The following is a 25,198-nucleotide window of genomic DNA, read 5'->3' as shown; positions in this document are numbered from 1 at the left end:
ATGGCACTGTTCGACTACCAGGCTGCCAATGCGCAGGGCCGCATCGAGAAGGGTCAACTGGATGCCGACAGCCCGCGCGGTGCGCGCCAGCTGCTGCGTGGGCGCGGGCTGACACCCGTGCAGGTGAGCGCGGCGCGCAGTGCCGGCAGTGGCTGGGGCGCTCGCCGCCTCTCGGCCAGTGAGCTGGCCTGGGCCACGCGCCAGCTGGCCAGCCTGCTGGCGGCCAGCCTGCCGTTGGAAGCTGCATTGAGTGCGGTGATCGAGCAGGCCGAGCGCCCGCACGTGGCCCAGGCACTCACCGCTGTGCGCGCCGACGTGCGTGCCGGCCAGCGCCTGACCGTGGCGCTGGCAGCGCGGCCGCGCGATTTCCCGCCGATCTATCGGGCGCTGGTGGGTGCAGGCGAGGATTCCGGCGATCTGGCGCGGGTGATGGAGCGCCTGGCCGACTACATCGAGGAACGCAATGCGCTGCAGGCCAAGGTACTGACCGCCTTCATCTACCCGGCGGCGATCAGCCTGGTGTCGGTGGCGATCGTGATCTTCCTGCTCAGCTACGTGGTGCCGCAGGTGGTGACCGCGTTCGTGCAGGCGCGGCAGACGCTGCCGATGCTGACCCAGGTGATGCTGGCCGCCAGCGCGTTCGTGCGCAGCTGGGGCATGTGGGTGGGGCTCGGCATCGCTGCGCTGGTGGTGGCCTGGCGGTTGGCCCTGCGCAAGCCCGGGTTGCGCCTGCGCTGGGACGCGATGCTGCTCCGGGTGCCGATGGTCGGGCGTTTCGTGCTGGGTGTGAACAGTGCGCGCTTCGCCTCGACATTGGCGATCCTGCTGGATGCGGGTGTGCCGCTGCTGCGTGCGCTTGAAGCTGCCCGGCAGACCCTGGGCAATGCGTTGCTGGCGCGCTGTGCGCATGACGTGTCCGCGCGTGTGCGCGAAGGTGCCGCGCTTGGTTCTGCGCTGAAGGTGCAGAAGGTGTATCCGCCGATCCTGGTGCACCTGGTGGCCAGCGGCGAGAAGACCGGTTCGCTGGCGCTACTGCTGGACCGCGCCGCACAGACCATCTCGCGCGAGATCGAGCGTCGCGCGATGGCGCTGACTGCGTTGCTGGAGCCGACCATGATCCTGGTGATGGGCGGCGTGGTGCTGACGATCGTGCTGGCGGTGCTGATGCCGATCATGGAAATGAACCAGCTGGTGCAGTGATGCGCAAAGCGCAACACGGGTAGCGTCGGGCCATGCCCGGCGAGCGCGCAGCACGGCGTGCCTTCGATTCTCCACACAATCCTCCACACCTTTTTCCGATCTTCCACAGGTTTCTTAAGCGGCCTGTCATCGGCGCGGACCAGCATGGACCCGTCGCCGCAGAGTGGGCTGGGAGGCCCTCGGCGGCAGCAGGCGTGTAGTGACCGTTCCTCCCTTGGCGTTTCCCTTCGCAGTAAACCCTTCAGGAGAAGATCATGACCAAGTACAAGACCCTGGCCGCGCTGGTTGCCACCGCGCTGCTCGCTACCGTGGGCGCCGCCTCGGCGCAGACCGTTACCGGCGGCGGTGCCTCGCTGCCGGCCGACCTCTACAAGGGTTCGGCCGACAGCATCCTGCCGGCGAACTTCACCTACGCCGTGACCGGTTCGGGCACCGGCAAGAAGGCCTTCCTGGAAAACAACTCGGCGCTGTTCTCGACCACCGGCACCGTGCATTTCGCCGGCAGCGATTCGGTGCTGAGCAGCACTGAGCTGAGCAACTACACCACCAACTTCAACCAGGCGACCAACGCCAACCGCTACGGCGCGCTGATCCAGGTGCCGTCGGTGGCCACCTCGGTCACCATTCCGTTCAACAAGGCCGGTTCGGCGGTGGACCTGAGCGTGGCGCAGATCTGCGGCGTGTTCTCGGGTGCGATCAGCGACTGGTCGACCATCGATGCCAACCGCAGTGGCCCGATCCAGGTCGTGTACCGTCCGGAAAGCAGCGGTACCAGCGAAATGTTCAGCCGCTTCCTGACCGCGGCCTGTGCCGCTGAGAACGCTGAAACCTCGAAGCTGGTGGGCGGCAAGTTCGCCATCAAGTCGACCTTCGCCGACCTGTACAAGCGCGATGCCAACGGCAACCTGCCGGCGTTCCTGGTGGCCGCCCCGGCCACCGGTGGCACCTCGCTGTACAACGCTGTCTACGCTGCTGAAGGCCGTATTGGCTACGTCGGCCCGGACGTGATCCCGAGCCTGACCGATGCGACCAAGGTCGCCAAGGTCAAGGGTTTCTCGCCGGACCAGGTGAGCGTGCAGGCCACCCTGGACACCGTCGCTCCGCCGACCGGCACCGACGCTGAGAACCCCGCCAACTGGGTGCCGGTGTTCGGCAACCCGTCGGCTGGCTATCCGATCGCCGGCTACACCAACCTGGTGATCGGCCAGTGCTACAAGGATTCGAGCGTCGCCACCAGCCTGCGCGGCTTCCTGGCCCGCCACTATCCGGCGACCTACACCGTCGCGTATGAGAAGTCGATCACCGACCACGGCTTCATCCCGCTGACCAAGGCGTGGCGCGATGCGATCCGCAACCGCTTCGTGCTGGCCAGCAGCACGGCCGGCCTGAACAACCCCAGCACCTGCGCCGGCATCGGTCGTCCGCTGTAATCCGCAGTACCGGTTGAATCCTGCTTGACGCGACGCCGGCCTCTGGGCCGGCGTCGCCATTTCCGTGATGGTGCCGCCGCCGCAGTGTTTCGCTGTCGGCTTCGTGTCACGTGGACCGTCTATCAGTGGCAGGGCATGCGTTGCGCGTGCCTCCCCGATCGTCGCCGCAGCCGCGGCCCACCAGGTTGATGAGGTTCCGATGTCGCACCCGCTCCCGTCCGTTGTTCGTCCGGCCGCGTTGATGCGCCGCAATCATCCGATGGCGTGGGCCATCGCAGTCGCACTGGGGAGCATGGTGGCCCCGGCCAGCCAGGCGCAGCAGGCGTTCAGTCCGGGCTGGTTCGCCGAACGGGGCGCGGCCCAGGGCAGCGCGGCACAGAGTGGCCGCATGCCCAACGGCGTGCCGATCCAGTTCCAGTTGCCGGCCCAGCAGCAGGATGCAGCACGGCAGAAGCTGCAGCAGTCGATCGACAATCTTGGCACGGCGGCGCAGGCGATCGCCCTGCAGCAGCGCCTGCAGGAACAGGCGCGGCAGGCGCGCCGCGAGGCTGGCTTCATTGTTGCCGATGGCCTCGGCAAGGACGGCCTGAGCGTCGACCAGAACCCGCTGACCCGCGGCTGGCTCAATGCGCGCGAGGCGATCCAGTCGCAGGGCAGCGACGGGCGGGTGCAGGTCACGGTCGAGCAGACCGCGGACAAGGCGATCCTGAACTGGGAGACCTTCAACATCGGCGGCAACACTACGCTGAACTTCCTGCAGAGCCCTGACTGGGCAGTACTGAACCGCGTCAACGATCCGCAGGCGCGGCCCAGCCAGATCCTGGGCCAGCTGAAGGCCAATGGCACGGTGTTCGTGGCCAACCGCAACGGCGTGGTGTTCGGCAACAACAGCCAGGTCAATGTACGCAATCTGCTGGCGGCTGCAGCACGGATCAGCGATGCGCAGTTCCGCGACAATGGCCTGTACAGCCCCGACGCCAGCAGCAGCGCGCTCAGCGATGCATTCGGCAAGGTGACGGTGGAGCAGGGCGCCCGCATCGCGACCCATGAGCCGACCAGTGCGACGCGCGGCGGTGGCTACGTGCTGCTGGCCGGGCACAGCGTGGAGAATGCTGGCCATATCGAGGCGCGCAAGGGCCAGGTGCAGCTCGCTGCGGGTGACAGTTTCGTGATCCGGCGTGGCGTGGGTACGGCCACCAACACCAGCTCCACCACCCGGGGCAATGAGATCGCGCCGCGCTTCATCGCTGGCAGCACGGCTGGCGGCGTGCGCAACACCGGCCTGCTGCGCGCGCTCGAGGGTGACGTGACCCTCGCCGGGCGCAGCGTCGAGCAGGCCGGTGTGGCCGTGGCCAGTACCACGCTCGCACAGCGCGGCACCGTGCATCTTCTGGCCTCGGCCAGCGATGCCGGCAGCAGCGTCACGCTCGCCGATGGAGCCACCACGGCGGTGCTGATCGAGGACGACGGCAAGGCCACGGCGCTGGATACACAGCGCGACAGCCTCATCAAGGAGTCGGCAGAGCAGGACGCGATCCGCGCTGGCGCGCGCTCGGCCACCTTCGACAATCTGTCCCAGCACAATGATCGCCGGGACCAGTCGCGGGTGGAGATCGTCTCGGGTGGCAACATCCATTTCAGCAGGGATTCGCTGACGGTCGCCACGGGCGGCCAGATCATCGCCGATGCGGCGGCCCGCAGCTACGTGGACGACGCCGCGCGCGTGGACGTGTCCGGCGCAGTGGGCGTGCAGGTGTCAATGGAGAGCAACAATGTCCAGGTCAAGGTGCAGGGCAACGAACTGCGCGACGCCCTGGACAACCGCGACAGCGGCAAGCTGACCAGCAGTGAAGTCTGGGTCGACCGCCGCAGGCTGGTCCACGTTCCGGCCGGAACCGGGGGCTACGAGGGGGAGCGCTGGTACGCTGCTGGCGGCCTGCTGGAAGTGGGGGGCTACCTCGACAACCAGGGGCACTCGATCGGCGAATGGGCCGCGCAGGGAGGCACCGTCCTGCTGGGCGGCAGGGAAGTGATCACGAACGGTGGCTCACGCATCAACCTTGCCGGCGGCAGCCTGGATGTGCAGAGCGGCGTGGTCCGGCAGAGCTGGGTGCGCGGCGTCGACGGCCAGGTCTACCGCCTTGATGAGGCGCCGGCGGAGATGCTGTTCGATGGCCTGTACAGCGGCCATGAAGTGAAGCAGGAACGCTGGGGCATCACCGAGACCTTCCGTGATCCGATCGTATTCGCGGCGCAGCGTGTCGACAACGGGTACACGGTCGGCCGCGATGCAGGACGGCTGATCGTCTCCGCACCGACCGCGGTGCTGGATGGGAAGGTTGAGACGGCCACCTTCCAGGGCGCGCAGCAGAACCGCAGGCCGGAGGCCGCACTGGATGGCTATGCGCAGGCCCAGACGGCGGTGGCGCGCAATGCGCAGCTGTACCTGGGGCGCTACGACGGCCAGGGCCGCAGCGGTGTGTTCGGCTCGGATGTGCGCCTGGATGACAAGGCTCCGGCGAAGGCGGCGTGGTCGCTGCTGGCTCCGGTCGACGAGGAGCGGCGTGACACCGTGTGGCTGGATATCGCAGCGCTGAGTGCCCAGCAGTGGGGACGGATCGACCTGGCGACCGCCGATGGCATCCGCGTCGACGGCAGCCTTCGGCTTCAGGCAGGCGGACAGCTCAACCTGACCGGCAGCGAGGTGGAACTGGCAGGCGACATCGGCATTGCCGGCGGCCAGCTGTCGGCGGGCAACCTGCTGGATGTCCAGGGCCGGCCGACGGCGCTGCTGCACGATGGCCGCGCCCGCGCCGCCATTGCCGACGGCACGCGGATCGATCTCTCCGGTGAATGGAGCAACGCGTCACTGGCGATGCCGCTCGACGCCAGCGGTGCCTGGACGGATGGCGGTCGCCTGAGCCTGAGCAACAGTCATGACGTGGTCGTGGGCGCCGAGGCAACGGTGGACGTCGAGGCCGGCGCCGCGCTGGACCTGCGCGGTAAAGGCCGCATCGGCAAAGGGGGCAGCGTCAGCCTGCAGGCCAACAGCAGCACGGTTACGACCGACGGCAGTGGCCGGGTGCAACTGGGCGAGGGGAGCCGGTTCAGTGGCCGAGGCCAGGGCAGTGGTGCCTTCTCGCTGGGAACAGGTGGCCACGTTCGGGTGGGCGATGCGGACCTGGCGGGCGCGTCGCTGCGACTGGACCCCGGCCTGTTCGGCAGTGGCTTCGCACAGTACGACATCAACGGCCACCAAGGCGTGGAGGTGGCCGACGGCGCGCGGCTGGTCGCTGCCCTGCCAGGCCTGCGCATGACCCAGGACGCGCAGACGGCAACCGATCGGGCGTCCGCACTGGCGGCATGGGATGCGCCGCTGTACAGCGCCGATCCGTCGAACGGGCGCGTCAGCCAGCGCGCCGGTGCGAGCATCAGCCTGCGTTCGGACCGCAACAGCGTGGGCGGTGACCTGCGGGTCGGCAAGGATGCACTGGTGGCGGTCGATCCAGGGCAGACGATCTCGCTGCTGGGTGCAGGCAACATCGATGTTGAAGGCACACTGCGTGCGAAGGGCGGCCGCATCGTGATCGACGATGTGCGTCCGCAGAATGCGCTGTACGCCGGGCAGCGCACCGAACGCACCTGGCGTTTCGCCGAAGGCGCGCTGCTGGATGCCGATGCAGACGCGATCTCGCTGCCCGATCCCAGCGGCCGCCTGCGCGGGCAGGTGCGCGCGGGTGGACGCATCGAGATCGGCGGGGCGCTGGACTGGGAGACCGCAGCATTCGTCGACAACCGACCACCGGAAGCCTTCGTGGTGGTCGAACGCGGTGCGCGCCTGCAGGCACGGGGTGCGTCGGCCGAGCTGGATATCGACGGTCAGGGCCGTGTACGCGTGGACAGCGACGGCGGGCAGATCGTGCTGCGCTCGGCCAATGCACTGTATCTGGAGGGCGGGATGGACGCGGCCGCCGGTGGTGCCGGCGCACGCGGCGGCACCCTTGGGCTGGCCTTCGGCGGCAGCATCCATGCACCTGGCGCCAGCGAGGAGGTACTGCGCGCACGTGCGATCACCCTCAGCCAGCACAGCGCACCGGTGCAGCCACTGCCGGCCGCACTGGAGTATGGCCACGCCGCGCTGTCGGTCGAGCAGCTGCAGGCGGGCGGCTTCGACAACCTGTCCGTGTTCGGTGACATCCGCGCCGTCGGCGATGTCGACCTGCGCCTGGCCCAGAGCCTGCGCATCCATGGCCAAGGCACTTCGAGCCTGGGCATGGCCGTGGATGCCGGGCCGTCGTCGGCGTTGCGGCTGAGTGCGCCCTACGTCCGCCTGGCGCAGGCGCGCTGGGGCCAGCTGGCGGGCGAGAACCTGCAGGGTACCGTGGCGGTCGCTTCGGCTGGGCCGGACGATCACGCGCTGGCGGTGCAGGCCGCGCTGATCGACATCCGCGACGTCACCTGGCTGCCCGGGTTCGACCACGTGGCGCTGGAAAGCCGCAGTGACGTGCGCCTGACCAACGGCATTGCCAGCAGTGGCAACACCAGCGCGTTGATGACGGCCGGTTCGATGGACGTGACCGCCGCCCGCCTGTACCCCACCGCAGGCGCGGTCGGCACGCTGGTGGCCGGCGCTTCGGCGCAGACCGTGCAGACCGCTGATTACTGGGCCGATCCAGCTGCCGTGCTGCGAATCCACGGCACAGGTGCGGCCACGCAGCCGGCGCCGGAATCGGCGCTGGGCACGCTTCGTCTGGTGGCTGCCACGGTGCAGCAGGGCGGCAACGTGCAGGCGCCGATGGGCACGCTGCAGCTGGGCGGCCTGATCCAGAGCGGAACCATCGGCAGCCGGGTGGAACTGCTGCCAGGCAGCGTTACCTCCACCAGCGGTGCCGGCCTGTCGCTGCCCTATGGTGGCACCGTCGATGGTGTCGACTGGCGGGTAGGCACGCGCAGCCTGAGCTCGCTGACGCCGGCCGGCATCTCCTCGATGGGGGTGACCCTGAAGGCCAACGCGATCGAGGTGGCGCCGGGGGCACTGCTGGACATGTCCGGCGGTGGTGAGTTGACCGGTGCCGCCTTCGTGTCCGGGCGCGGCGGCTCCGTCGACGTGCTGCGCACGGCGTTGGCAGACGCCAATCCGCGCTACGCGTTCAGTGCGTCGGGCAACCCGGTGTACGCGATCGTACCGGGACGCGCCGAGGCGTTCGCCCCCAGCGGCGAAGAAGGATTCGCAGCTCCGGCGGTGGGCCAGCAGATCACCGTGCCGGCTGGCGTGCCCGGCCTGGCGGCCGGCACCTACACGCTGATGCCGGCAAGCTATGCGCTGCAGCCCGGTGCATTCCGGGTGGAGCTGGGCGCTACCGGCACCTCCGGCATCGTGCAACCGATTGCGACCGGCACCGGCACCTGGCGTGTGTCCGGGCAGCAGCGCACGGCGCTGGGCGCGGCATTCTCGCCGCTGCTCACCGACATCCTGCTGACGCCCGCCGCAGTGGTACGCCGGCACTCGGGCTACAACGAAACCTCCTACAACAGCTTCGCGCAGTCGGTGGCCGACCGCCGCGGCGAGTCGCGTGGCTGGCAGACCATCGATGCGCTCGGGTTGACCCTTGCGCTGGGCGAAGGTGCAGGTCGTGCAGACACGCCTGCCATCCGCTTCGCTGGCACCGCGCGGTTCGGCGCCGCCGCCGACAAGGGGCGCGGCGGCACGCTGGCAGCCACGTTGGCGAGCCCGGCGGTCGGTTCACTGGAGATCGTTGACGGCAGCGCGCAATCGCAGGCGCGTGATCGCGGCGCCACCTTCAGCGACGACGCGCTCAATGCCTTCCTGCCGGCACGGATGATCATCGGCGGGCAGTTCAGCCAGGAGGCCTCACAGGTGGCGGTGACCGGCCAGGCGCGCAGTGTGGCGGTGCGTTCCGGTGTCACCCTGAACGCACCGGAGGTGCTGGTGGCAGCGGCCTCCGGTGGCAGCGGCGTGCTGGTCGAGGCCGGTGCGACCCTCGATACACTGCCGTTCGCAACCGCCAACGCAGGTGCCAGCGCGACGCTGCCTTACCAGGTCTCCGGCGGTCTGCTTGCAGTGTCCAACCAGCGCCTGAACCTGATCACCGGCACCACGGGCGTGGAGGCCGGTCCGGTGGCGATCGACATCGGGGGGTGCCAGGGGGCGTGCGACGGCCAGGCCCGGCTGGTTTCCGATGGCAGCATCGCGGTAGCGACCGATGGCACGCTGCAGATGCGCGACTCGGTCAGCTATGGCACCCGTCAGCTCGGCCTGAGCATGGCGGCGCTGAACCTGGGCAGTGCCGAAGCGATCGCGCAGGCCGCTGCGGCAGGGGCGCTGCCCAGTGGCATGACCATGAACCAGTCCGTGCTGCAGCAACTGCTGCGCGGCAATGACGCCACCGGCGCGCCGGCGCTGGACACGCTGAGCCTGGTCGCGCGGGAGTCTGTCAACGTGTTCGGCAGCGTCGACCTGGACGCGCGCGACAGTGCCACCGGCCGCAGTGGCCTGCAGACGCTTGTGCTGGGTGCGCAGGCCATCCGCGGCTACGGCGCGGCGACCGACCGCGCGCGCATCCTGGTGGACACGCTGGTCTGGGACGGCGCATTGGCGGCGAGCCAGGCGCCGGGCAGCGACGCGTCGGTACCGCCGGCCGATCCGATGGTGGACCGGCTCGGCGCCGGGCAGCTGGACATCGTCACCCGCCAGCTGCAGCTCGGGCGGGCGCCATTCAGCCGTCCCAGCTCTGAAGTACCTGCGAACCGGCAGGTGCTCGGATTCGGTGCGCTGAACCTGAGTGCTTCGGAGCAGCTGTCGTTCTCCGCGCAGGGCACGCTGGACGTGTTCCAGCAGCGCGGCGACTATCTGGCCGACAAGGGCTGGCAGTACAGCGGAGGCAGCCTGGGTATCGATACACCGCTGTTGACTGCCGATCCCGCCGCGCAGCTGCGCGTGCGCACTGGCGGCGAGTTCCGCCTGCACGGGGGCACCGGCAAGGCGGGTGGCGATGCACTGGGCAGTGAGCTGAGCATCGACGCCAACCGGATCACGCTGGACAGCACGATCGCGCTGGCGTCAGGACGGCTGTCGGCGAGCGCGCGCGAGGGCATCACGCTTGGCGGCCGGGCGGCGCTGGACCTGGCCGGGCGCAAGGTCCCGCTGTACGACGTGGACAAGTTCAGCTGGGGCGGTGATGTCCTGCTGTCCAGCGACACGGGTGACATCCGCACCGATGCTGCCTCCCGCATCGATGTTTCTGCCCGCAACAACCGCGCCGGGCGCATGACGGTCACCGCAATGGCCGGCCAAGCCGATCTGGCCGGTGTTCTGCAGGGTGCCGCCAGTGGCCGCTACGATGCCGGCGGCACGCTGGTGCCCTACGACGGTGGTGAACTTGTGGTGCGGGCACGCCAGCTGCAGGACTTCGCCGGCCTCAACCAGCGATTGACCGCCGGCGGTGTCGTCGGCGGCCGCAGCTTCCAGATTGGTGAAGGCGATCTGCGGATCGGCGACGAAGTGAAGGCGCGCCGGGTCGACATCAGTGTCGACGCGGGTAGCCTGACCGTGGCCGGTCGCATCGATGCCAGCGGCGAGCAGGTCGGCAGCATCCGCCTGTACGCCCGCGACCAGCTGCAGGTGGATGGCACGCTGGACGCGCACGGTACCGGCCTGCGCGTGGACAGCCATGGCAAGATCATCGACAGTCCGAACCGGGCCACCATCGCGCTGGGCAGCGCCGAGGGCGCCGTGGGTCTGGGCAGCGCGGCGCACCTTGACCTGCGTGCCGGCAGCGACGTTGCCGTCGGTGACGGCCCTGGACAGAACGACGGCACTGCGCGGGGCTCGCTGAAGATCGATGTGCCGCGGGTGGGCAGCAACGACGCGGCGATTGCCGCGGCCAATGGCCTGCGCATCGATGGCGCGGCCGGCATCCAGCTCAATGGTGTCCGCCGCTACGACGATGCGCCCCTGGCCGGCACCGCCGATGTGCGCGGCAACCGCGCGCAGCTGGTCACCCAGCAGTGGCTGGACCAGGTGGTCGATCCGCACAGCGTGGCGTGGATCGATGGTGCTCTGGGCAACCCGGACCTGCAGCAGCGCACGCGCGCGCTGGGTGATGTCCGCCTTCGTCCCGGCGTGCAGGTGGTGGCGCGGCGCAGCGACGCCAACCCGGACGGCGACCTGACCATTGCCGGCGACATCGATCTGTCCGGCTACCGCTACGGGCCCGAAGCCAACCGCGCCGATCCATCGCGGCGTGGCTTCGGCGAATCGGCCTCGCTGGTGCTGCGGGCCGAAGGCAACATCAACGTCTACGGCAGCATCAACGATGGCTTCGCACCGCCACCGTCCACGCCGGATGAGGGGGGCTGGCAGCTGTATGAGGGTCGCAATGGCAGCGCGGGGCACACCCCCTTCGGCAGCGGTCTGGTGGTGCCGGTGGACGGGGTGAAGCTGCAGCCCGGCACCGAGTTCCAGGCCGGCACCCGCCTGAACTACGACGTGCCGGTCGAATCGGTAGCGCTTCCGGTTGGTACCGTGCTGCCCGCGCCGATGGTCATCTCGCAGACCCTGCGCCTGCCAGCGGGCACCGTACTGGGTGCGGCGGTGACCACCGACTCCGGGCAGACGCTGGCCGCGGGCACCGTGCTGCAGGAGCCGCTGGTGCTGGCGGCAGGTGCGCGGCTGGGAGCCGGCTTCCGCCTGCGCAGTGCGGTACAGGTGGCGGCACAGGAGTGGCCCGCCGGCGCGGTGCTGCCGGTTGCGCTGCGCCTGGCACGGGAAGTCGCGCTCAAGGTGGGCGCGTACATTCCCTCGTTGACCAAGGTGGAGCTGCCCGGCGACGCGCCGGTGAATCTGCGGCCGACCGATGCCAACGGCAACCAGGGGCGCAACTGGGCGTTGGCGCCGATGCTCGCCGAGGGCACCAGCTCCTGGGACCTGACCGTGGTTGCCGGTGCCGATGCCGGGGCGGCCGATCCACGCAGCCGGCGCTGGGGCAGCGAAGGCAGCGTGGTGCTGGCTGATACCCACCAGGGCTCGATCGGCACGGTCAAGACCGAGATCATCTGGGTGGGTGATCGTGCGTTGACCGAGCGGGCATCGCTGGACTGGATCGGCGACACGTCCTATGCGGGCCGTCCGATCGCGGAGCTGGCCGACATGTTCGGCTTCACCGAAGATGAGTTCTGCGCGATGTCGGCCGACTACTGCGGCCCGGCACCCCGCCAGGTGGCCGCGCAGGGCTCGCTGGATTACTGGGGCGACGAGTCCTACGTGGGCACCCCTGCGAAGGACTTCGCCGCGATGTTCGGCATGACCGAAGATGAGTTCTGCAGTACCGCGCCCACCTACTGCGCCGGCGGCGGCACGCAGACCGAAGTGACCACTTACGGCAAGCGTGCGGGCACGCCGGCGTGGAGCGTACTGCGCACCGGCAAGGGTGACATGGAGCTGCTCGCTGCCGGTGACGTCGTGATGAAGTCAGGCTTCGGTGTCTACACCGCCGGCACTCCCACCGCGCTGGGTGGGGGCCGCGACGCTGCCTTCAATTCGCCCCGCGCAGCGGCTCCCTGGAACACCGCACTGCTGGGGCCGAACCTGGTGCCGGGCAGCTATGACGCAGCGATCGCAGGCTACCAGGCCTGGTATCCGGATCGTGGTGGCAATCTTCGCGTCGAAGCCGGGCGCGATATCGTCGGCGACGCCTGGACCGCGCGCGCGGAGTCGGGCACCAGCGAGCGCGACTGGGCGCTGTACTCCAGTGCCTCGGTCGGCAATTGGCTGTGGCGGCAGGGAACCGGCAGCACCACCGGCGTGGAGCCGGTGCCGACCAGCTGGTGGGTGAACTTTGGCACCTACACCAACGTCTCCGCTGCCGCTGGCGCCTCTCCGCGGATGGTCGGCTTCACCGGCTTCGGCACCTTGGGCGGCGGCGACCTGACGCTTGAGGCTGGGCGCAATGCCGGCGTCCGCGATCCGATGGGCGACGCGCTGGGCTCGCTGAGCGCACCGCGCTCGGGCGCGATCATCGCGGCGGTGGGATCGACCGGCCGGGTCAGCGATGGCCAGCTGCACCTGACCGGCGGCGGCGACCTGCGGTTGCGCATCGGTGGCGCACTGAATCCGAATCTGCAGGCGACGATCTCCAGCCTCAATCCCTCCAGGGCGGGACAGAATCTCGACCTCAACGGTACCTTCAGCAATCTGCGTGGCAGCCTGCAGCTCGATGCCGGGCGCATCGGTGCAATGGGCGTCACCCTGGAAAACTACGCGACGCTGCGTCAGCAGCGCGCCGCAGACCTGTTTGCACCCGACGCCGCCCGCGCGATGGGCGGACCGGTGCTGGTGCTGGGCGATGCGGTCGCGCAGCTGCAGGCACGGGGCGATGTGGTGCTCGGCGGGGTCGCCGATGCAGGCCGGGTGCCGCTGGCCAACTACAGCGCGGTGCTGCAGGATGATGGCGCGCACGCTGCAGGCAGCACGTGGTTCTCCCTGTGGACCGCCAACACGGCCGTGGATCTGTTCAGTGCCGGTGGTGACCTCGCGCCAGGCCTCGCCGGGCCGGATAACGTGACCGGCAGCAATCTGTGGCGCGAGCAGGTCCAGCTTGTTGTGCGTGGTGGTGATGATCTGCTGAATTACTGGCTCTATCCTTCGCGCTTCAGCGCCATTGCTGCGCAGGGCGATATCAAGCTGGACCGGATCAGCGCCACGCCGGGGACGCAGGATGTGATCCTGCTGGCACCCTCGGCAACAGGACGGCTGGACGTCCTGGCCGGTGGCAGCATCTTCGCCCAGCGTGGCGCGACCCAGATTGCGCGCTCGGGTGCGGACGCGCGGCTGCCGGGACCCTTCGACCCCGCATTCCTGGCCCAGCAGGGGGATTCCGGCGGCAATGTGACCCGCTCGCGGCACAACCTTTCGGTCGATGGCAATACCGCCTCGCCAGAAGCGTCGCTTCCGCTGTTCGCATTTGGTCCCAATACTCCGCTGTCCACTGTGTCTGCGGCACTGGCGCCGAGCCGCTTCTACGCGGTGCAGGGCGACATCATCGGTCTGGCCACCGGCGCCCGGCGCACGCTGAATCCCAACGTGGGGCAGCGCACGCAGCTGAACTGGTTCGAGGCCGCCGGCGCCGTGCAACTGCGGGCAGGCCGGGACATCCTCGGGGTGTCGATGACCGCGTTGAACACCGCGCCCACCGACATCACGGTGGCGGCGGCGGGCCGCGACATCGTGCATCTGAACGCGACCATCGCCGGCCCCGGCAACACCGAGATCAGTGCCGGCCGCCAGCTGCGCCAGGAGGATGCGGGCAGCATCGTCAGCCTCGGTGGCATCGTGCAGGGCGACACCCGTGCCGGCGCCAGCATCGCGCTGACGGCCGGCAACCAGCAGATCGATTTCGCGGCCCTGCGTGCACGCTATCTGGATCCCGCCAACCTCGCCGATCCGGCGCAATCGCTGGCGTCGCAGCCGGGCAAGGCAGTCAAGGTGTACGACCAGGAGCTGAAGCAGTGGCTGCAGCAGCGCTTCGGCGTGGCTGCTGACGGCGACGGGGCGCTGGCTGCCTTCGATGCGCTGCCGCAGGAACAGCAGCACATCTTCCTGCGCCAGGTCTATTACGCCGAGCTGCGCGAAGGTGGACGGGAATATACCGATGCAGAAGGGCCCCGCTTCGGCTCCTACCTGCGTGGGCGCGAGGCCATCGCCACGCTGATGCCAGACAAGGCTGCGCCCGGTGCGACGATCGACCGTACCGGCGATATCGTGATGTACGGTGGCTCCGGCGTGCGTACCGAAGCGGGCGGCAACATCGAGCTGATGGCACCGGGTGGGCAGATCGTGATCGGTGTGCAGGGCGTGGTGCCCCCGGCCAGTGCCGGACTGGTGACCCAAGGGCAAGGCGACGTCCGGCTGTTCAGCCAGGACAGTGTGCTGCTGGGCCTGTCGCGGGTGATGACCACCTTCGGCGGCGACATCCTGGCGTGGTCGGAGCAGGGTGACATCAATGCCGGTCGTGGTTCGCGCACGACCTTGCTGTACACGCCACCGCGCCGCGTCTATGACGGCTGGGGCAATGTGATCCTGTCGCCGCAGGCCCCGGCCAGCGGTGCTGGCATCGCGACGTTGAACCCCATCGCCGAAGTACCGCCGGGCGACGTCGACCTGATCGCTCCGCTGGGCACCATCGATGCGGGCGAGGCCGGTATCCGCGTCTCCGGCAACATCAACCTGGCCGCACTGCAGGTGCTCAACGCGGCCAACATCCAGGTGCAGGGCGAGAGCAAGGGCCTGCCGGTGCTGGCATCGGTCAACGTCAATGCGCTGGCCGCGGCCAGTGCCGCAGCCAACAGCGCCAGCCAGGCGGCACAGGACGTGATGCGCAAGAGCCAGGACGATGCACGGCGCAACCAGCCGTCGGTGATCAGCGTGCAGATCCTGGGCTTCGGCAGCGGCACGAGCAGCGTAGCGCCGCCGGCCCGTGGCACTACCGCCAACAGCGGCTACGACGCCGACAGCGCGTTCCAGTTCCCGCAGGCCAGCCGCGACGACGGCACGCAGCGCCGGTAGGCATCGAGCGATCCCGGTAGGTGCCGACCTTGGTCGCCAGCAGTTCCACGCCATGCGTGGATGCAGCTGCACCGCCGGAACGGACAGCATCGGGCCAGCCGCCAGGGAACGGTGGCGGCCCCAGCCAGGACGGCACGGAGGGCAGGGAGCGGCCGTCAGCGGTGAGGACCACCGAAGCGGCGCCGCCGGGCGCAGGATGGCACCCGGCGGCAGGCTCGGCAGTAGATCCACGCCATGCGTGGATGGCTGGGCCAGCATCAGTGCCGACCAACGGTCGGCACCCACCAGGGCAGGCCGGGCAGTAGAAGCCGCTCGGCAGCAGATCCACGCCATGCGTGGATGCTTTGCCTGGGAGGAATCCTAAAGCTCCAGCACCCGCCGGTAGCTCAGCGGCCCACGCCCATCGCGCAGGCCCAACCGCAGTTCCAGCCCGGTGGCCGGCAGCACCTCGCCTTCGCTCGGCAACAGCGCCCACCCAGCGCCCGGCTGCCAGGCGCGTACCTCGAACCGCTGCACATCCCTGGCCACTGCAATGCCTTTCGACGGCTCAGGCGCGGGCAGGGGGTATCGATCCGTCGCCGCGCCACTGGCCCGCCACAGCGTAGTGCCCTGCCGCCACCAGCGCACCCGCTGCCAGCGTAGTCCATCACTGCCGACACTGCGGGTGATCTCCAGCGCGAAGCTGCCATCTGGCTGCCGTTCGCTTACCAGGGACGGAGGCAGCAGCCGCTGCGGTTGATCGGCCGGACGCACTGCACCATTCATCAGCGCGTCGTCGGCACGCATCTCGATATCGCGCTGGAACTGCTGCAGGATGCGCAACGCCGTCGTGGTTTCGGCATCGGCCCGGCGCAGGCGCTGGTCGCTGCTGGCCACGCTGTCCAGCGCACGCCAGCAGATCAGCGCCAGCACACCCATGATGGTGATCGCGATCATCACCTCGATCAGGGTGAAGCCACGCGCGACCCGCTTCATTGCATGATGGTCCATGGCAGCTGCATCCGCGCCAGCGACTGCCGCGGTGCCTCTTCGGCCACCACGCTGAGTTCCAGTTGCGGCTGTCCGTCACTTCCCTTGCCGAGATGTTGCAGCACCAGGAACGTGCTGCGCCCCTGCACGCAGCGCTGCCGTGCATCCTGCGGCGGCTGCCCGGCCAGGCGCAGCTCCTGCCAGCGGTCCTGCGCGCACATCAGTGCCAGCCGACGATCGCGCAGGCGCGACTGATCGTCGGTGGCCACCGCCACCGAACGCATCACCGCCGCCAGTGCGATTGAAACGATCGCCAATGCGATCAGCACTTCGATCAGGGTGAACCCGTGCCTGTTCCGCTTCACTGCACGACCTGCAACTGTCCGCTGCCATCATCACGAAGACGCAGCTGGCGGCCCTGCAACGACAGCGTCACCTCCCACGCCACGCCAATCCATTCGGGGCTCAGTTCAATCGGCGTGCTCGGCTGCACCGCGATGCCCGCCGGTTGCCATTGCTGCTGACGCAGCAGGTCGTCGCGCTGAACGTCCACCCAGCGGCTGCCTTCGCGGCGGCTGAAGCGGTAGCCGGCGGCGTCGGCCTGCCAGCGCAGGGGGCGGCCATCGATACGCGCCTCGTCGCGCGCCACCTGCAGTCGCTGGGCCAACCGTTCGGCTTCCTGTCGCAGCTGCCGGCCCGGGTCGAGCAGGCTGCCCAGGCCCAGCCCGATGCCCGCCGTGCAGATACCGATGATCACCAGCACCACCATCAGTTCCAGCAGGGTGAAACCACGCGGCATGCGCTGCATCGACGTTGCCTCCTGTGCTGGCCGATGCCTACCAGCCTAGGCCTGCATGATGAAACAAAAGCGTCAGCCGCAGCTGCTAGCGTGGGCAGGGACGAACGTGGCGACGGTGCGGAACATGGATGGCAGGCGCTTGGATCGCAATCGCATACTGACCCTGCTGGCGGCAACGTTGCTGCTGGCCGTGGTGGCCTACTGGGGCGTCACTCTGTCTGCGGTAGCGCCCGTGGCGGCCGCCAGCGAAGCGAAGACCGAGGCGGCGGTGCGGCCGATGTTCGATGCGGTGGCAAGCCTGCCGCTGGTGCGCCTGTTGTCTCCCGGCGCAGTGCAGACCGAGGTGGTGGTGCTGGGCGTGATGGCCGGCGACCACGCACCGCTTGCGCTGCTCTCGGTGGATGGGCGTCCTGCCGAGGCCTACGCGCCGGGCCAGCGGTTGGGGCCCTGCACGGTGCTGGCCAGCATCAGTGCCAACACGGTGGAGCTGAACCAGGCAGGGCAGTCGCGCAGCCTGGCGGTTCCCACGCTGCCACCGGTGCCGAGCGATGGCATCGTGCCGGCCGCCCTGTAGAGCCGAGCCTGCGCTCGGCTGCTTCTGCTTGGCCTCGTCGACGGATACAAAGACAGCCGAGCAGGGGCTCGGCGCTACAGAGGCGCAGGCTCAGCGCGCAGGTCGCTGCGGCACCACCGAGCGACCGAACGCATCGCCCATACGCTGCCGCGTGCCTTCCAGGTTGTACTGCATCAGCTGGTTGCCGGGCTGCCGCATCAGGCGTTCGGCTTCGGGGAGCGCCGGCGACTTCGCCGGCCTTGTCGCAGGCGCCAGCTTGCGTTGCAGGCAGTCCCAGGCCGGAATCCGTTCGCCGTTGACCTGCACTTCGATGCAGGGCGCAGCTTCTTGCTGCTTCTTCGCCTCGTCGGCGCGACCCGATGGCAGCGCCAGCAGCAGGGCGAGGGTGAGAGCAGCGCGCAGGCGCGGCATCAGCGATTCACACATCTCGAATCTCCCGCAGCAATCGATGTCCTGCAATGAAGACGGGTAGCCAAGGCTGGGTCCGCCTGCGTGCGTTGCGGCGCTATCAAAAGATGACAGCGCTGTCACAAAACTGTTGGCGGTTTTGACGCGATGTACACGTCCTGTTGGTAGATCCACGCGCCGCTCCCTGGCCCCTCCCTTCGATACGACGCGATGCCTTCGATGACTCCTGTTCCGTGCCGAGCCGTTCGCCTTCCGCTGCGCCTGCATCCGTTGGTGCTGGCGCTGGCAGCGCTGCCGCTGCCGCTGCTCGCGCAGGAGGCAGCACCCGCGCCCAGCGTGAACATCAACGAATTCATCGTGCGCGGCAACACGGTGCTCGATCCGCGGGAGATTGAACGCGCGGTGGAACCGTTCCTCGGCCCGGGCAAGACCCTGGCCGATGTCGAGAAGGCGCGCGATGCCGTCCATGCGCTCTACCAGCAGGCCGGCTACCAGTCGGTCTACGTCGAGTTGCCCGAGCAGCAGGTCAGCGGTGGCGTGGTGCTGCTGAAGGTGCAGCAGACGCCGATCGGCCAGCTGCGCGTGGTCGGTACCCGCCACGAATCGCCCGAACGCATTCGTGAACGCGTACCGGCATTGGCGGAAGGCAAGGTTCCCGACTTCGACCAGGCCCAGAAGGAACTGACCGCACTGAACGAAGGCGGGCGTCGGCAGGTGATGCCACTGGTGCGCGAAGGCCAGGTGCCGGGCACGATGGATGTGGACCTTCAGGTCGAGGAGAAGTCGCCGTGGCGTGCCAGTGCGTCACTCAACAACGACCATAGCGCCGACACCGAGAAGCTGCGCCTGAGTGCTTCGCTGGCCTACGACAATCTCTGGAAGCGTGGGCACAGCGCCAACCTTGGCGTGTATCTGGCGCCGGAAGACACGAAGCAGGCCAAGGTGTTCTCGGCCTCGTACACAATGCCGTTCGAAGGCACGCCGTGGAGCCTGGAAGCCTCCGGCTACAGATCCGACAGCCGCGTGTTGAATGCAGGTGGGCAGGTCGGCACCGGCACCGGCACCAATGTGATCGGCAACGGCCATTCGATCGGCCTCAAGCTCAACTACCGCCTGCCGGGCAGCAGCCAGTGGTGGCGCCAGCTCAGCCTCGGCGTGGATTTCAAGGACACCGAGGAGGACACGCAGATGGGCAAGGACAGCCTGAAGACGCCGCTGAAGTACGCGCCGATCACCCTGGCCTTCGTCGGCGTGCGCCAGGGCGAGCACGATCAGCTGAGCATCAACACCCAGCTGGTGGCCGGTACCCGCCGCCTGTTCGGTTACGGCAGCGACGCCACTGCGTTCGGGCAGAAGCGCTACTGGGCCGACCCGAGTTTCGTGGCGTTCAAGGCCGACGTGGCCAACACGCATACCTTCGGCAGCGACTGGCAATGGTATGCGCGCGGCTCGCTGCAGGTAACCGATGCGCCACTGGTGTCGGCCGAGCAGTTCGCCGCAGGTGGCATGTACACCGTGCGCGGCTACCTGTCGGCCGAGGCGATCGGCGATTACGGCGGCCTGGCCAGCCTGGAATGGCGCACGCCTGCGTGGTCACTGTGGCGCGGCACCGACCTGCGCGTCTACAGCTTTGCCGACGCGGCCTACCTGCGCCTGCGCCAGCCGCTGCCCGAACAGCGCGACAAGTACAACCTGGCCTCGGTCGGCCTGGGCGCGCAGCTGCGCCTGGGTGAACACCTGCAACTGCGCCTGGACTACGCCTGGCCCTACGCCGATGGCCCGGTCACGCGCAAGGACGACCCGCGCCTGCATTTCAACATCAGCACCAGTTACTGACCCTTCCCTTGAACATGCGTTCTCCGGAGACCCTTCGCATGGACCGTTTGCTTTCCCGAGTGTTGTTGCTGCTGGCCGCGCTGCTTGCGCTGCCGGCGGCTGCGGCCGATGCCAATTGGTGGCAGGCCGAATGGAAGTACCGCAAGCCGATCACCATCGACGCCGGACCGCAGGGCGCGGGCCTGGCCGGTGACCCGGGCCGCACGCCGCTGCTGCTGCGCCTGCATACCGGCAACTTCGGCTTCGACGGCACCCAGGATGCGGGCAACGACCTGCGCTTCGTCTCGGGTGATGGCCGTACCGTGCTGGCCCACCAGATCGAACAGTTCGATCCCCAGATGGGCCTGGCCCTGGTCTGGGTGGACGTGCCGGCGGTCAGTGCCGCCGCGCCGCAGACGATCTGGATGTACTACGGCAATGAAAAGGCCCCGGCCAGCGGCAACGGCCAGCAGGTGTTCGATCCGGACTATACGCTGGTCTACCACTTTGCCGAGGCCAACGCCCCGGCGCGTGATACCACCGCCTACGGCAACAACGCCGGTGCCGTGGCACCGCCAGCGGAAGGCTCGGTGATCGGTCGCGGCGTTCAGCTGGGCACCGCGCCGCTGCCGCTGCCGGCCAGCGCCTCGCTGGCACAGGAAGCGGGTGCACCGCTGACCGTCTCGGCCTGGATCAAGCCCGGCAGCAACACCGCTGCGCAGGCCATCTACGCCCGCCGAGATGGCGCGTCCGAACTGGTGCTGGGCATCGAGAACCGCGTGCCGTTCGTGCAGCTCAATGGCCAGCGCAGCACGCCTGCGCAGCCGGTTCCGGAAGGACAGTGGGCACACGTTGCACTGACGGCAGAGAAGGGCGCGTTGCAGCTGTACCTCAACGGGCGCGTCGTTGCCCAGCTGAGCGGTGCGCTGCCGGCGCTGGGCACGGCTCCGGTGGTGGGTGCCGATGCGCCGGGCGCGGTGCAGCCACTGGCCAACTTCGAAGGTGCGCTGGATGAACTGCGCATCTCGCGCGTGGCACGGCCGGCCGCGCTGCTGCTGGCCGATGCCACCGCACAGGGTGCCGATTCGCGGCTGATCAGCTACGGCGCCGACGAGCAGTCCACCGGCCAGAGCCACTTCGCCTTCATCCTCAAGGCGATGCCGTTCGACGCCTGGGTGGTGGTCGCGATCCTCGGCCTGATGATGCTGCTGTCGTGGGCGATCATGATCGCCAAGGGGCGGCACTTCGGCCGTACCAGCAAGGCCAATGCAGTGTTCACCGAGAGCTTCGGCAAGCTGTCCGGTGTGCCGCTGCGCACCCTGTCCGACATGGACCGCCAGGGCAAGGCCCCCACCGCGATGCACGACGGTTCGTTGTGGCGCATCTACCAGGTGGCCATCGATGAAATGCAGCAGCGCCATCAGCGCGACGGCAACAGTGGCTACCTCAGTGGCGCCACCATCGCGGCGATCCGCGCGTCGATGGATGCGGTGATGGTGCGTGAGCAGGAGGCAATGGCACGACGCATGAACTGGTTGTCGACCACCATCGAGGGAGCCCCGTATGTGGGCCTGTTCGGCACCGTGATCGGCATCATGCTGGTGTTCGTGGTGGCGGCGATGGCCGGCGCGGTCGACATCAACTCGGTGGCACCCGGCATGGCCGCAGCGTTGCTGTGTACGGCGGCCGGCCTCGGCGTCGCGATCCCGGCACTGTTCGGCTACAACTACCTGGGCGCGCGTGCCGAAGCTATCGGCGCCGACATGGCGGTGTTCATCGACGAGTTCGCCGCGCGCCTGGCCGAAGAGCAGGACGGGCGCGGCCCGGCCGCGGTGCAGGGCTGAGGGGCGCGCCATGGGCCAGAAGGCGAAGTTCGGCATCAAGAAGCGCGAGAAGGGCATCAACGTGACGCCCTTCGTCGACGTGCTGCTGGTGGTGCTGGTGATCTTCATCCTGACCAGCAACGCCTCCATCCCCGGCATCGAGGTCAACCTGCCGAAGGCCAGCAACGCCGTAGCGCTGGAGAAACCAAAGACCAAGGCGATCACCATCGACCCCAGTGGCCAGGTGTTCCTGGATGCCTACCCGGTGACGATGGCCGAGCTGGAAGACCGGCTGCGCACCGAGCGCGCGACCACGCCGGATTTTCCGGTGATCGTGCGGGGTGATGCGCAGGTGCAGTACGCCCGTGTGGTCGAGGTGCTGGACCTGCTGCGGCGCCTGGAGCTGGCCCAGGTGGGCCTGGTCACCGGCAAGGCGCAGGGCTGAGGCATGACCGCCCATCAACCCCCTCGGCCGGAGCCCGGCATGCGTGGTCGCCCGTTGCTGGTGACCGTCGCGCTGGTGCTGGTCGCGTTGCTGGTGCTTGGCGTCGCGCTGTGGTGGCTGTTGTTCAAGGACACCGCAAGCACCCGCCGGCCGGTGGTGCAGCCGCCGATGCTGGCGTTGCCGCCACCGCCTCCGCCACCCCCGCCGCCGCCGGAGAAACCGCCGGAACCGGAAACGCCGCCGGAAGAGGCGATGCCCGAACCGGAGCCGCTGGATCAGCCGACGCCGGCCGAAGAGCCGACGCCGACCCCGGACAACAGCGATCCGGTGACGATGAATGCCGACGCGCAGGCCGGTGGCGACAACTTCGGCATCCAGTCCGGCAGTGGTGGCGGTTCGTCCGGTGTCGGTCGTGGCGGTGCCGGCAACGCCACCTATGGGCGCTACCTCGGCTACCTGATGCAGCAGGCGATCTCGCGCGACGACAAGGTCAAGCGTCTGGCGTTCCAGTTGCAGGTGAATGTGTGGCTGGCCAGCGATGGTCGCCTGGAAAAGGTCGAGCTGGTGCGTGGCAGTGGCAACGAGGAGGCCGACGCGGCCGTGCTCGATGCACTGCGTCGCATCGGCAAGGTCGACCAGGCACCGCCGCCGTCGCTTGATTTCCCCGCCCGCGTCCTGATCCAGGGCCGCCGGCCCGGGGCCTGATTCCCCGACCTCCGTGATTTCCCTTCATTCGATGAGAACCGTGATGAACGACCACGTCCGCGCACGAACCGATTCCCGCCGCCCGCGGCCGGCCCGACGGGCGCTGCTGTGCTGCGCCGTGCTGCTCAGCCTGGCCGCCCCGGCCGGCGCGATGGCCGCCGAAACCACCATGGTCAAGCTGATCAAGGGGCTGATCGCCAGCGGTGCACTGAAACCCGAAGACGGCCAGGCATTGCTGGTGCAGGCGCAGGCCGAAGCAGAGGCATTGCAGCACACCGCGGCCGCCGGGACACCGGCCGCCAGTGGTGGCGTGGCCCTGGAGGCCGGTGACGTGCGCGTGCCGTACGTACCGCAGAGCGTGCGCGACGGCATTCGTGACGAAGTGCGCCAGGAGGTGATGGCGCAGGCCAGGTCCGAGGGCTGGGCGGCGCCGAACGAAGTGGCTGAGTGGACCAAGCGCATCAAGGTTACCGGTGACATGCGCGTGCGCAGCGAGTCGCGCTTCTTCTCCGAACGCAACAGCGACATCGTCAGCAACTGGTCGTCGATCAATTCCGGCAACGGCTTCGACACCAACACCAACACCAACCTGCAGCTGCCGCCGCTGCTGAACACCCGCCAGGACCGCCGCAACCTCTGGCGCATCCGCGCTCGCCTCGGCATCGAGGCGACCATCGGCCAGCACACCACGGCCGGCGTGCGCCTGGCCAGCGGCAGCAGCAATGGCCCGGTGTCGACCACCGAGCAGCTGGGCGGTGGCCTGAGCAAGAAGGACGTGTGGCTGGACCAGGCCTGGCTGGCCTACAGTCCGGCCGATTGGGTGACGGTGCGCGGCGGCCGCTTCGGCAATCCGTTCTGGACCAGCGATACGCTGTTCTCCAACGACCTGAACTTCGACGGCCTGGCCGCCAACCTGCAGTACGATTTCGACGGCGGTGACCTCGGCCTGTTCGCCAACCTGGCAGTGGTACCGCTGGAGTACACCTCCGACAGCGCGCCCAGTCAGAGCCGGGTCAAGACCCCGAACGAGAACAAGTGGCTGTCCGGCGCACAGGTGGGCGTGAACTGGCGCTTCAACGACGACAACGCGCTGCGCGCCGCGTTGGGCTACTACGATTTCAAGAACATCAGTGGCCGCCTGTCCTCGCCGTGCGCGCTGTACGCAGGCGCGGTCGGCTGCGACACCGACTGGTCGCGCCCGGCCTTCATGCAGAAGGGCAACACCCTGATGCTGATCCGCGACATCGCACGCAACCCGCTGGATCCAGCCAACACGCCCACCCCGCAGTACGTCGGCCTGGCCTCGGCATTCCGCCTGGCCACGCTGAACCTGCGCTGGGATACGCAGCTGGCCCAGGGCATCGGCCTGCGCCTGGATGGCGACTACATCCGCAATCTGGCCTACGACAAGCAGAAGATGTTCATCCGCGCCAACAGCGGCATCGTCAACAACTACGGTGCCGGTGGCACCGCCGGCATCGATACGTTCCGCAGCGGCGACACCGCCTGGATGGTGCAGGCCACCTTCGGTGCCACCGACCTGAAGGAGAAGGGGCAGTGGCAGGCGCTGCTGGGCTACAAGCGCATCGAGGCCGATGCGCTGCCGGACGCCTACAACGACCCGAACTTCCACCTCGGAGGCACCAACGCCCGCGGCTACTACGTGGGCGGCGCCTACGCGCTGGACGCGCGCAGCTGGATCAGCGGCAAGTGGATGGCGGCCAAGGAAGTGTCCGGTGCTCCACTGTCGATCGACGTGTTCCAGCTGGAGTTCAATACCGGGTTCTGAGTGACGGCGTGATGTGGATCACGTAGTGCGTGGCGGGGGCGCAGCGATGCGCCCGTCTAGGGAAAGGAGACCACGCGCTGCACATAAGGAGGAGTGGATGAGCCGTCGCAAGCTGTTCGAGAGTTCCGAACCGTCCAGCCGATCGCTGGGCATCGGCCCGGCCTATGTCTCGGTGGAGGGGCTGCGCCAGCACCTGGCGGAGTTCCTGCTGTATGCGGGCCGGCCGGTGGTGATCATGCGCGGGCGCAGCGAAGTGGGTTACTTCCTGCCAGCGCGCTGCTGGCGCCAGCGTGACGATGATCCGCTGGCGGCCGCCGCCGCCGACCAGCTGCTGGACGCGGCCGGGTTCCAGGCCGAGGATATCCAGCAGGTGGAGCAGGAATTCAACGCGATGCGCCAGCGCACCGTACTGCATTCACGGCGCTGAGTGGCCGCCGGGCCAGGCCCGGCGCGACCCCCTGGCCCCCCGCCGCGCCCGGTGCGGCCGGGCCTGCCCCGGCCCCGGGGGGGGGTGATGCACCCCACTCCGGGGTGGTGTGTTTCACTTTCTGTCCCGCGGGGTGGGGGCCGCGCCGCCGGTCGGGGGGGGGGGGGGCCTTGGTGGGGCGGGGGGCCTGCCGCGGCGGCCACTCAGCGCCGTGAATGCAGTACGGTGCGC

Annotated in this window: 14 protein-coding genes; 10 read left to right on the top strand and 4 right to left on the bottom strand. The window is 68.8% G+C overall.

The genetic code is table 11. From position 1 onward, the window contains the following. The 3 genes from gspF (at window position 1) to RCF13_RS26140 (ending at window position 15,213) form a co-directional block, all read left to right on the top strand. A complete protein-coding gene (gspF, locus tag RCF13_RS26150) occupies window positions 1-1,200 on the top strand; it encodes a type II secretion system inner membrane protein GspF (RefSeq protein WP_231352140.1) in 1,200 nt (399 codons plus the stop codon). Window positions 1,201-1,454: 254 nt separating this feature from the next. After that, window positions 1,455-2,630, top strand: coding sequence for a substrate-binding domain-containing protein (locus tag RCF13_RS26145; protein WP_134969228.1), 1,176 nt, complete (start codon window positions 1,455-1,457; stop codon window positions 2,628-2,630). Between the two features lie 199 nt (window positions 2,631-2,829). After that, window positions 2,830-15,213, top strand: a complete 12,384-nt coding sequence (locus tag RCF13_RS26140; protein WP_231352139.1) for a filamentous haemagglutinin family protein — start codon at window positions 2,830-2,832, stop codon at window positions 15,211-15,213. Between the two features lie 360 nt (window positions 15,214-15,573). Here the strand turns inward: RCF13_RS26140 and RCF13_RS26135 are convergent, their stop codons facing one another. Genes RCF13_RS26135 through gspH form a run of 3 tightly spaced genes read right to left on the bottom strand, consistent with a single transcriptional unit; the run spans window position 15,574 to window position 16,990 of the window. Then, the gene (locus RCF13_RS26135; RefSeq protein WP_134968775.1) at window positions 15,574-16,188 is read right to left on the bottom strand and encodes a prepilin-type N-terminal cleavage/methylation domain-containing protein; all 615 of its coding nucleotides are present in this window, start codon (window positions 16,186-16,188) and stop codon (window positions 15,574-15,576) included. After that, window positions 16,185-16,547 carry a type II secretion system minor pseudopilin GspI gene (gene gspI, locus RCF13_RS26130; RefSeq protein WP_231352138.1) on the bottom strand — a complete coding sequence of 121 codons (363 nt, stop codon included), beginning with the start codon at window positions 16,545-16,547 and terminating at the stop codon, window positions 16,185-16,187. Before gspI ends, RCF13_RS26135 begins: the two co-directional genes overlap by 4 nt. Then, a complete protein-coding gene (gene gspH / locus RCF13_RS26125; protein WP_061479443.1) occupies window positions 16,544-16,990 on the bottom strand; it encodes a type II secretion system minor pseudopilin GspH in 447 nt (148 codons plus the stop codon). Before gspH ends, gspI begins: the two co-directional genes overlap by 4 nt. A gap of 115 nt (window positions 16,991-17,105) precedes the next feature. On the opposite strand from gspH, the gene RCF13_RS26120 reads away from it, so the two are divergent. Further along, window positions 17,106-17,555 carry a hypothetical protein gene (locus RCF13_RS26120; protein ID WP_061479442.1) on the top strand — a complete coding sequence of 150 codons (450 nt, stop codon included), beginning with the start codon at window positions 17,106-17,108 and terminating at the stop codon, window positions 17,553-17,555. A gap of 90 nt (window positions 17,556-17,645) precedes the next feature. Here RCF13_RS26120 and RCF13_RS26115 read toward each other — a convergent pair whose 3' ends face one another. Further along, window positions 17,646-17,981: a hypothetical protein gene (locus tag RCF13_RS26115; RefSeq protein WP_134968774.1), complete on the bottom strand. Its 336-nt coding sequence runs from the start codon at window positions 17,979-17,981 to the stop codon at window positions 17,646-17,648. 201 nt (window positions 17,982-18,182) lie between these two features. Between RCF13_RS26115 and RCF13_RS26110 the strand changes: the two genes are divergently transcribed. The 6 genes from RCF13_RS26110 to RCF13_RS26085 all read left to right on the top strand — a co-directional run bounded on the left by RCF13_RS26110 (window position 18,183) and on the right by RCF13_RS26085 (window position 24,967). Continuing rightward, complete coding sequence (locus tag RCF13_RS26110; RefSeq protein WP_134968773.1) at window positions 18,183-19,799, top strand: ShlB/FhaC/HecB family hemolysin secretion/activation protein; 1,617 nt, start codon at window positions 18,183-18,185, stop codon at window positions 19,797-19,799. A 38-nt stretch (window positions 19,800-19,837) separates the two neighbouring features. Then, the gene (locus tag RCF13_RS26105; RefSeq protein ID WP_134968772.1) at window positions 19,838-21,622 is read left to right on the top strand and encodes a MotA/TolQ/ExbB proton channel family protein; all 1,785 of its coding nucleotides are present in this window, start codon (window positions 19,838-19,840) and stop codon (window positions 21,620-21,622) included. Window positions 21,623-21,632: 10 nt separating this feature from the next. Continuing rightward, a complete protein-coding gene (locus tag RCF13_RS26100; protein ID WP_049413909.1) occupies window positions 21,633-22,046 on the top strand; it encodes a biopolymer transporter ExbD in 414 nt (137 codons plus the stop codon). A gap of 39 nt (window positions 22,047-22,085) precedes the next feature. Further along, entirely contained in the window at window positions 22,086-22,751 is a 666-nt protein-coding gene (locus RCF13_RS26095) for a cell envelope integrity protein TolA (protein WP_005416762.1), read from the top strand. A gap of 43 nt (window positions 22,752-22,794) precedes the next feature. Then, complete coding sequence (locus RCF13_RS26090; RefSeq protein WP_231352137.1) at window positions 22,795-24,540, top strand: putative porin; 1,746 nt, start codon at window positions 22,795-22,797, stop codon at window positions 24,538-24,540. 97 nt (window positions 24,541-24,637) lie between these two features. Beyond that, window positions 24,638-24,967: a hypothetical protein gene (locus RCF13_RS26085; protein ID WP_005416760.1), complete on the top strand. Its 330-nt coding sequence runs from the start codon at window positions 24,638-24,640 to the stop codon at window positions 24,965-24,967. Window positions 24,968-25,198: the final 231 nt, after the last annotated feature.

It is taken from the genome of Stenotrophomonas maltophilia group sp. RNC7 (assembly GCF_030910085.1).
Classification (GTDB): Bacteria; Pseudomonadota; Gammaproteobacteria; order Xanthomonadales; family Xanthomonadaceae; genus Stenotrophomonas; species Stenotrophomonas sepilia.
This window is presented reverse-complemented; position numbering and strand designations above follow the sequence as displayed.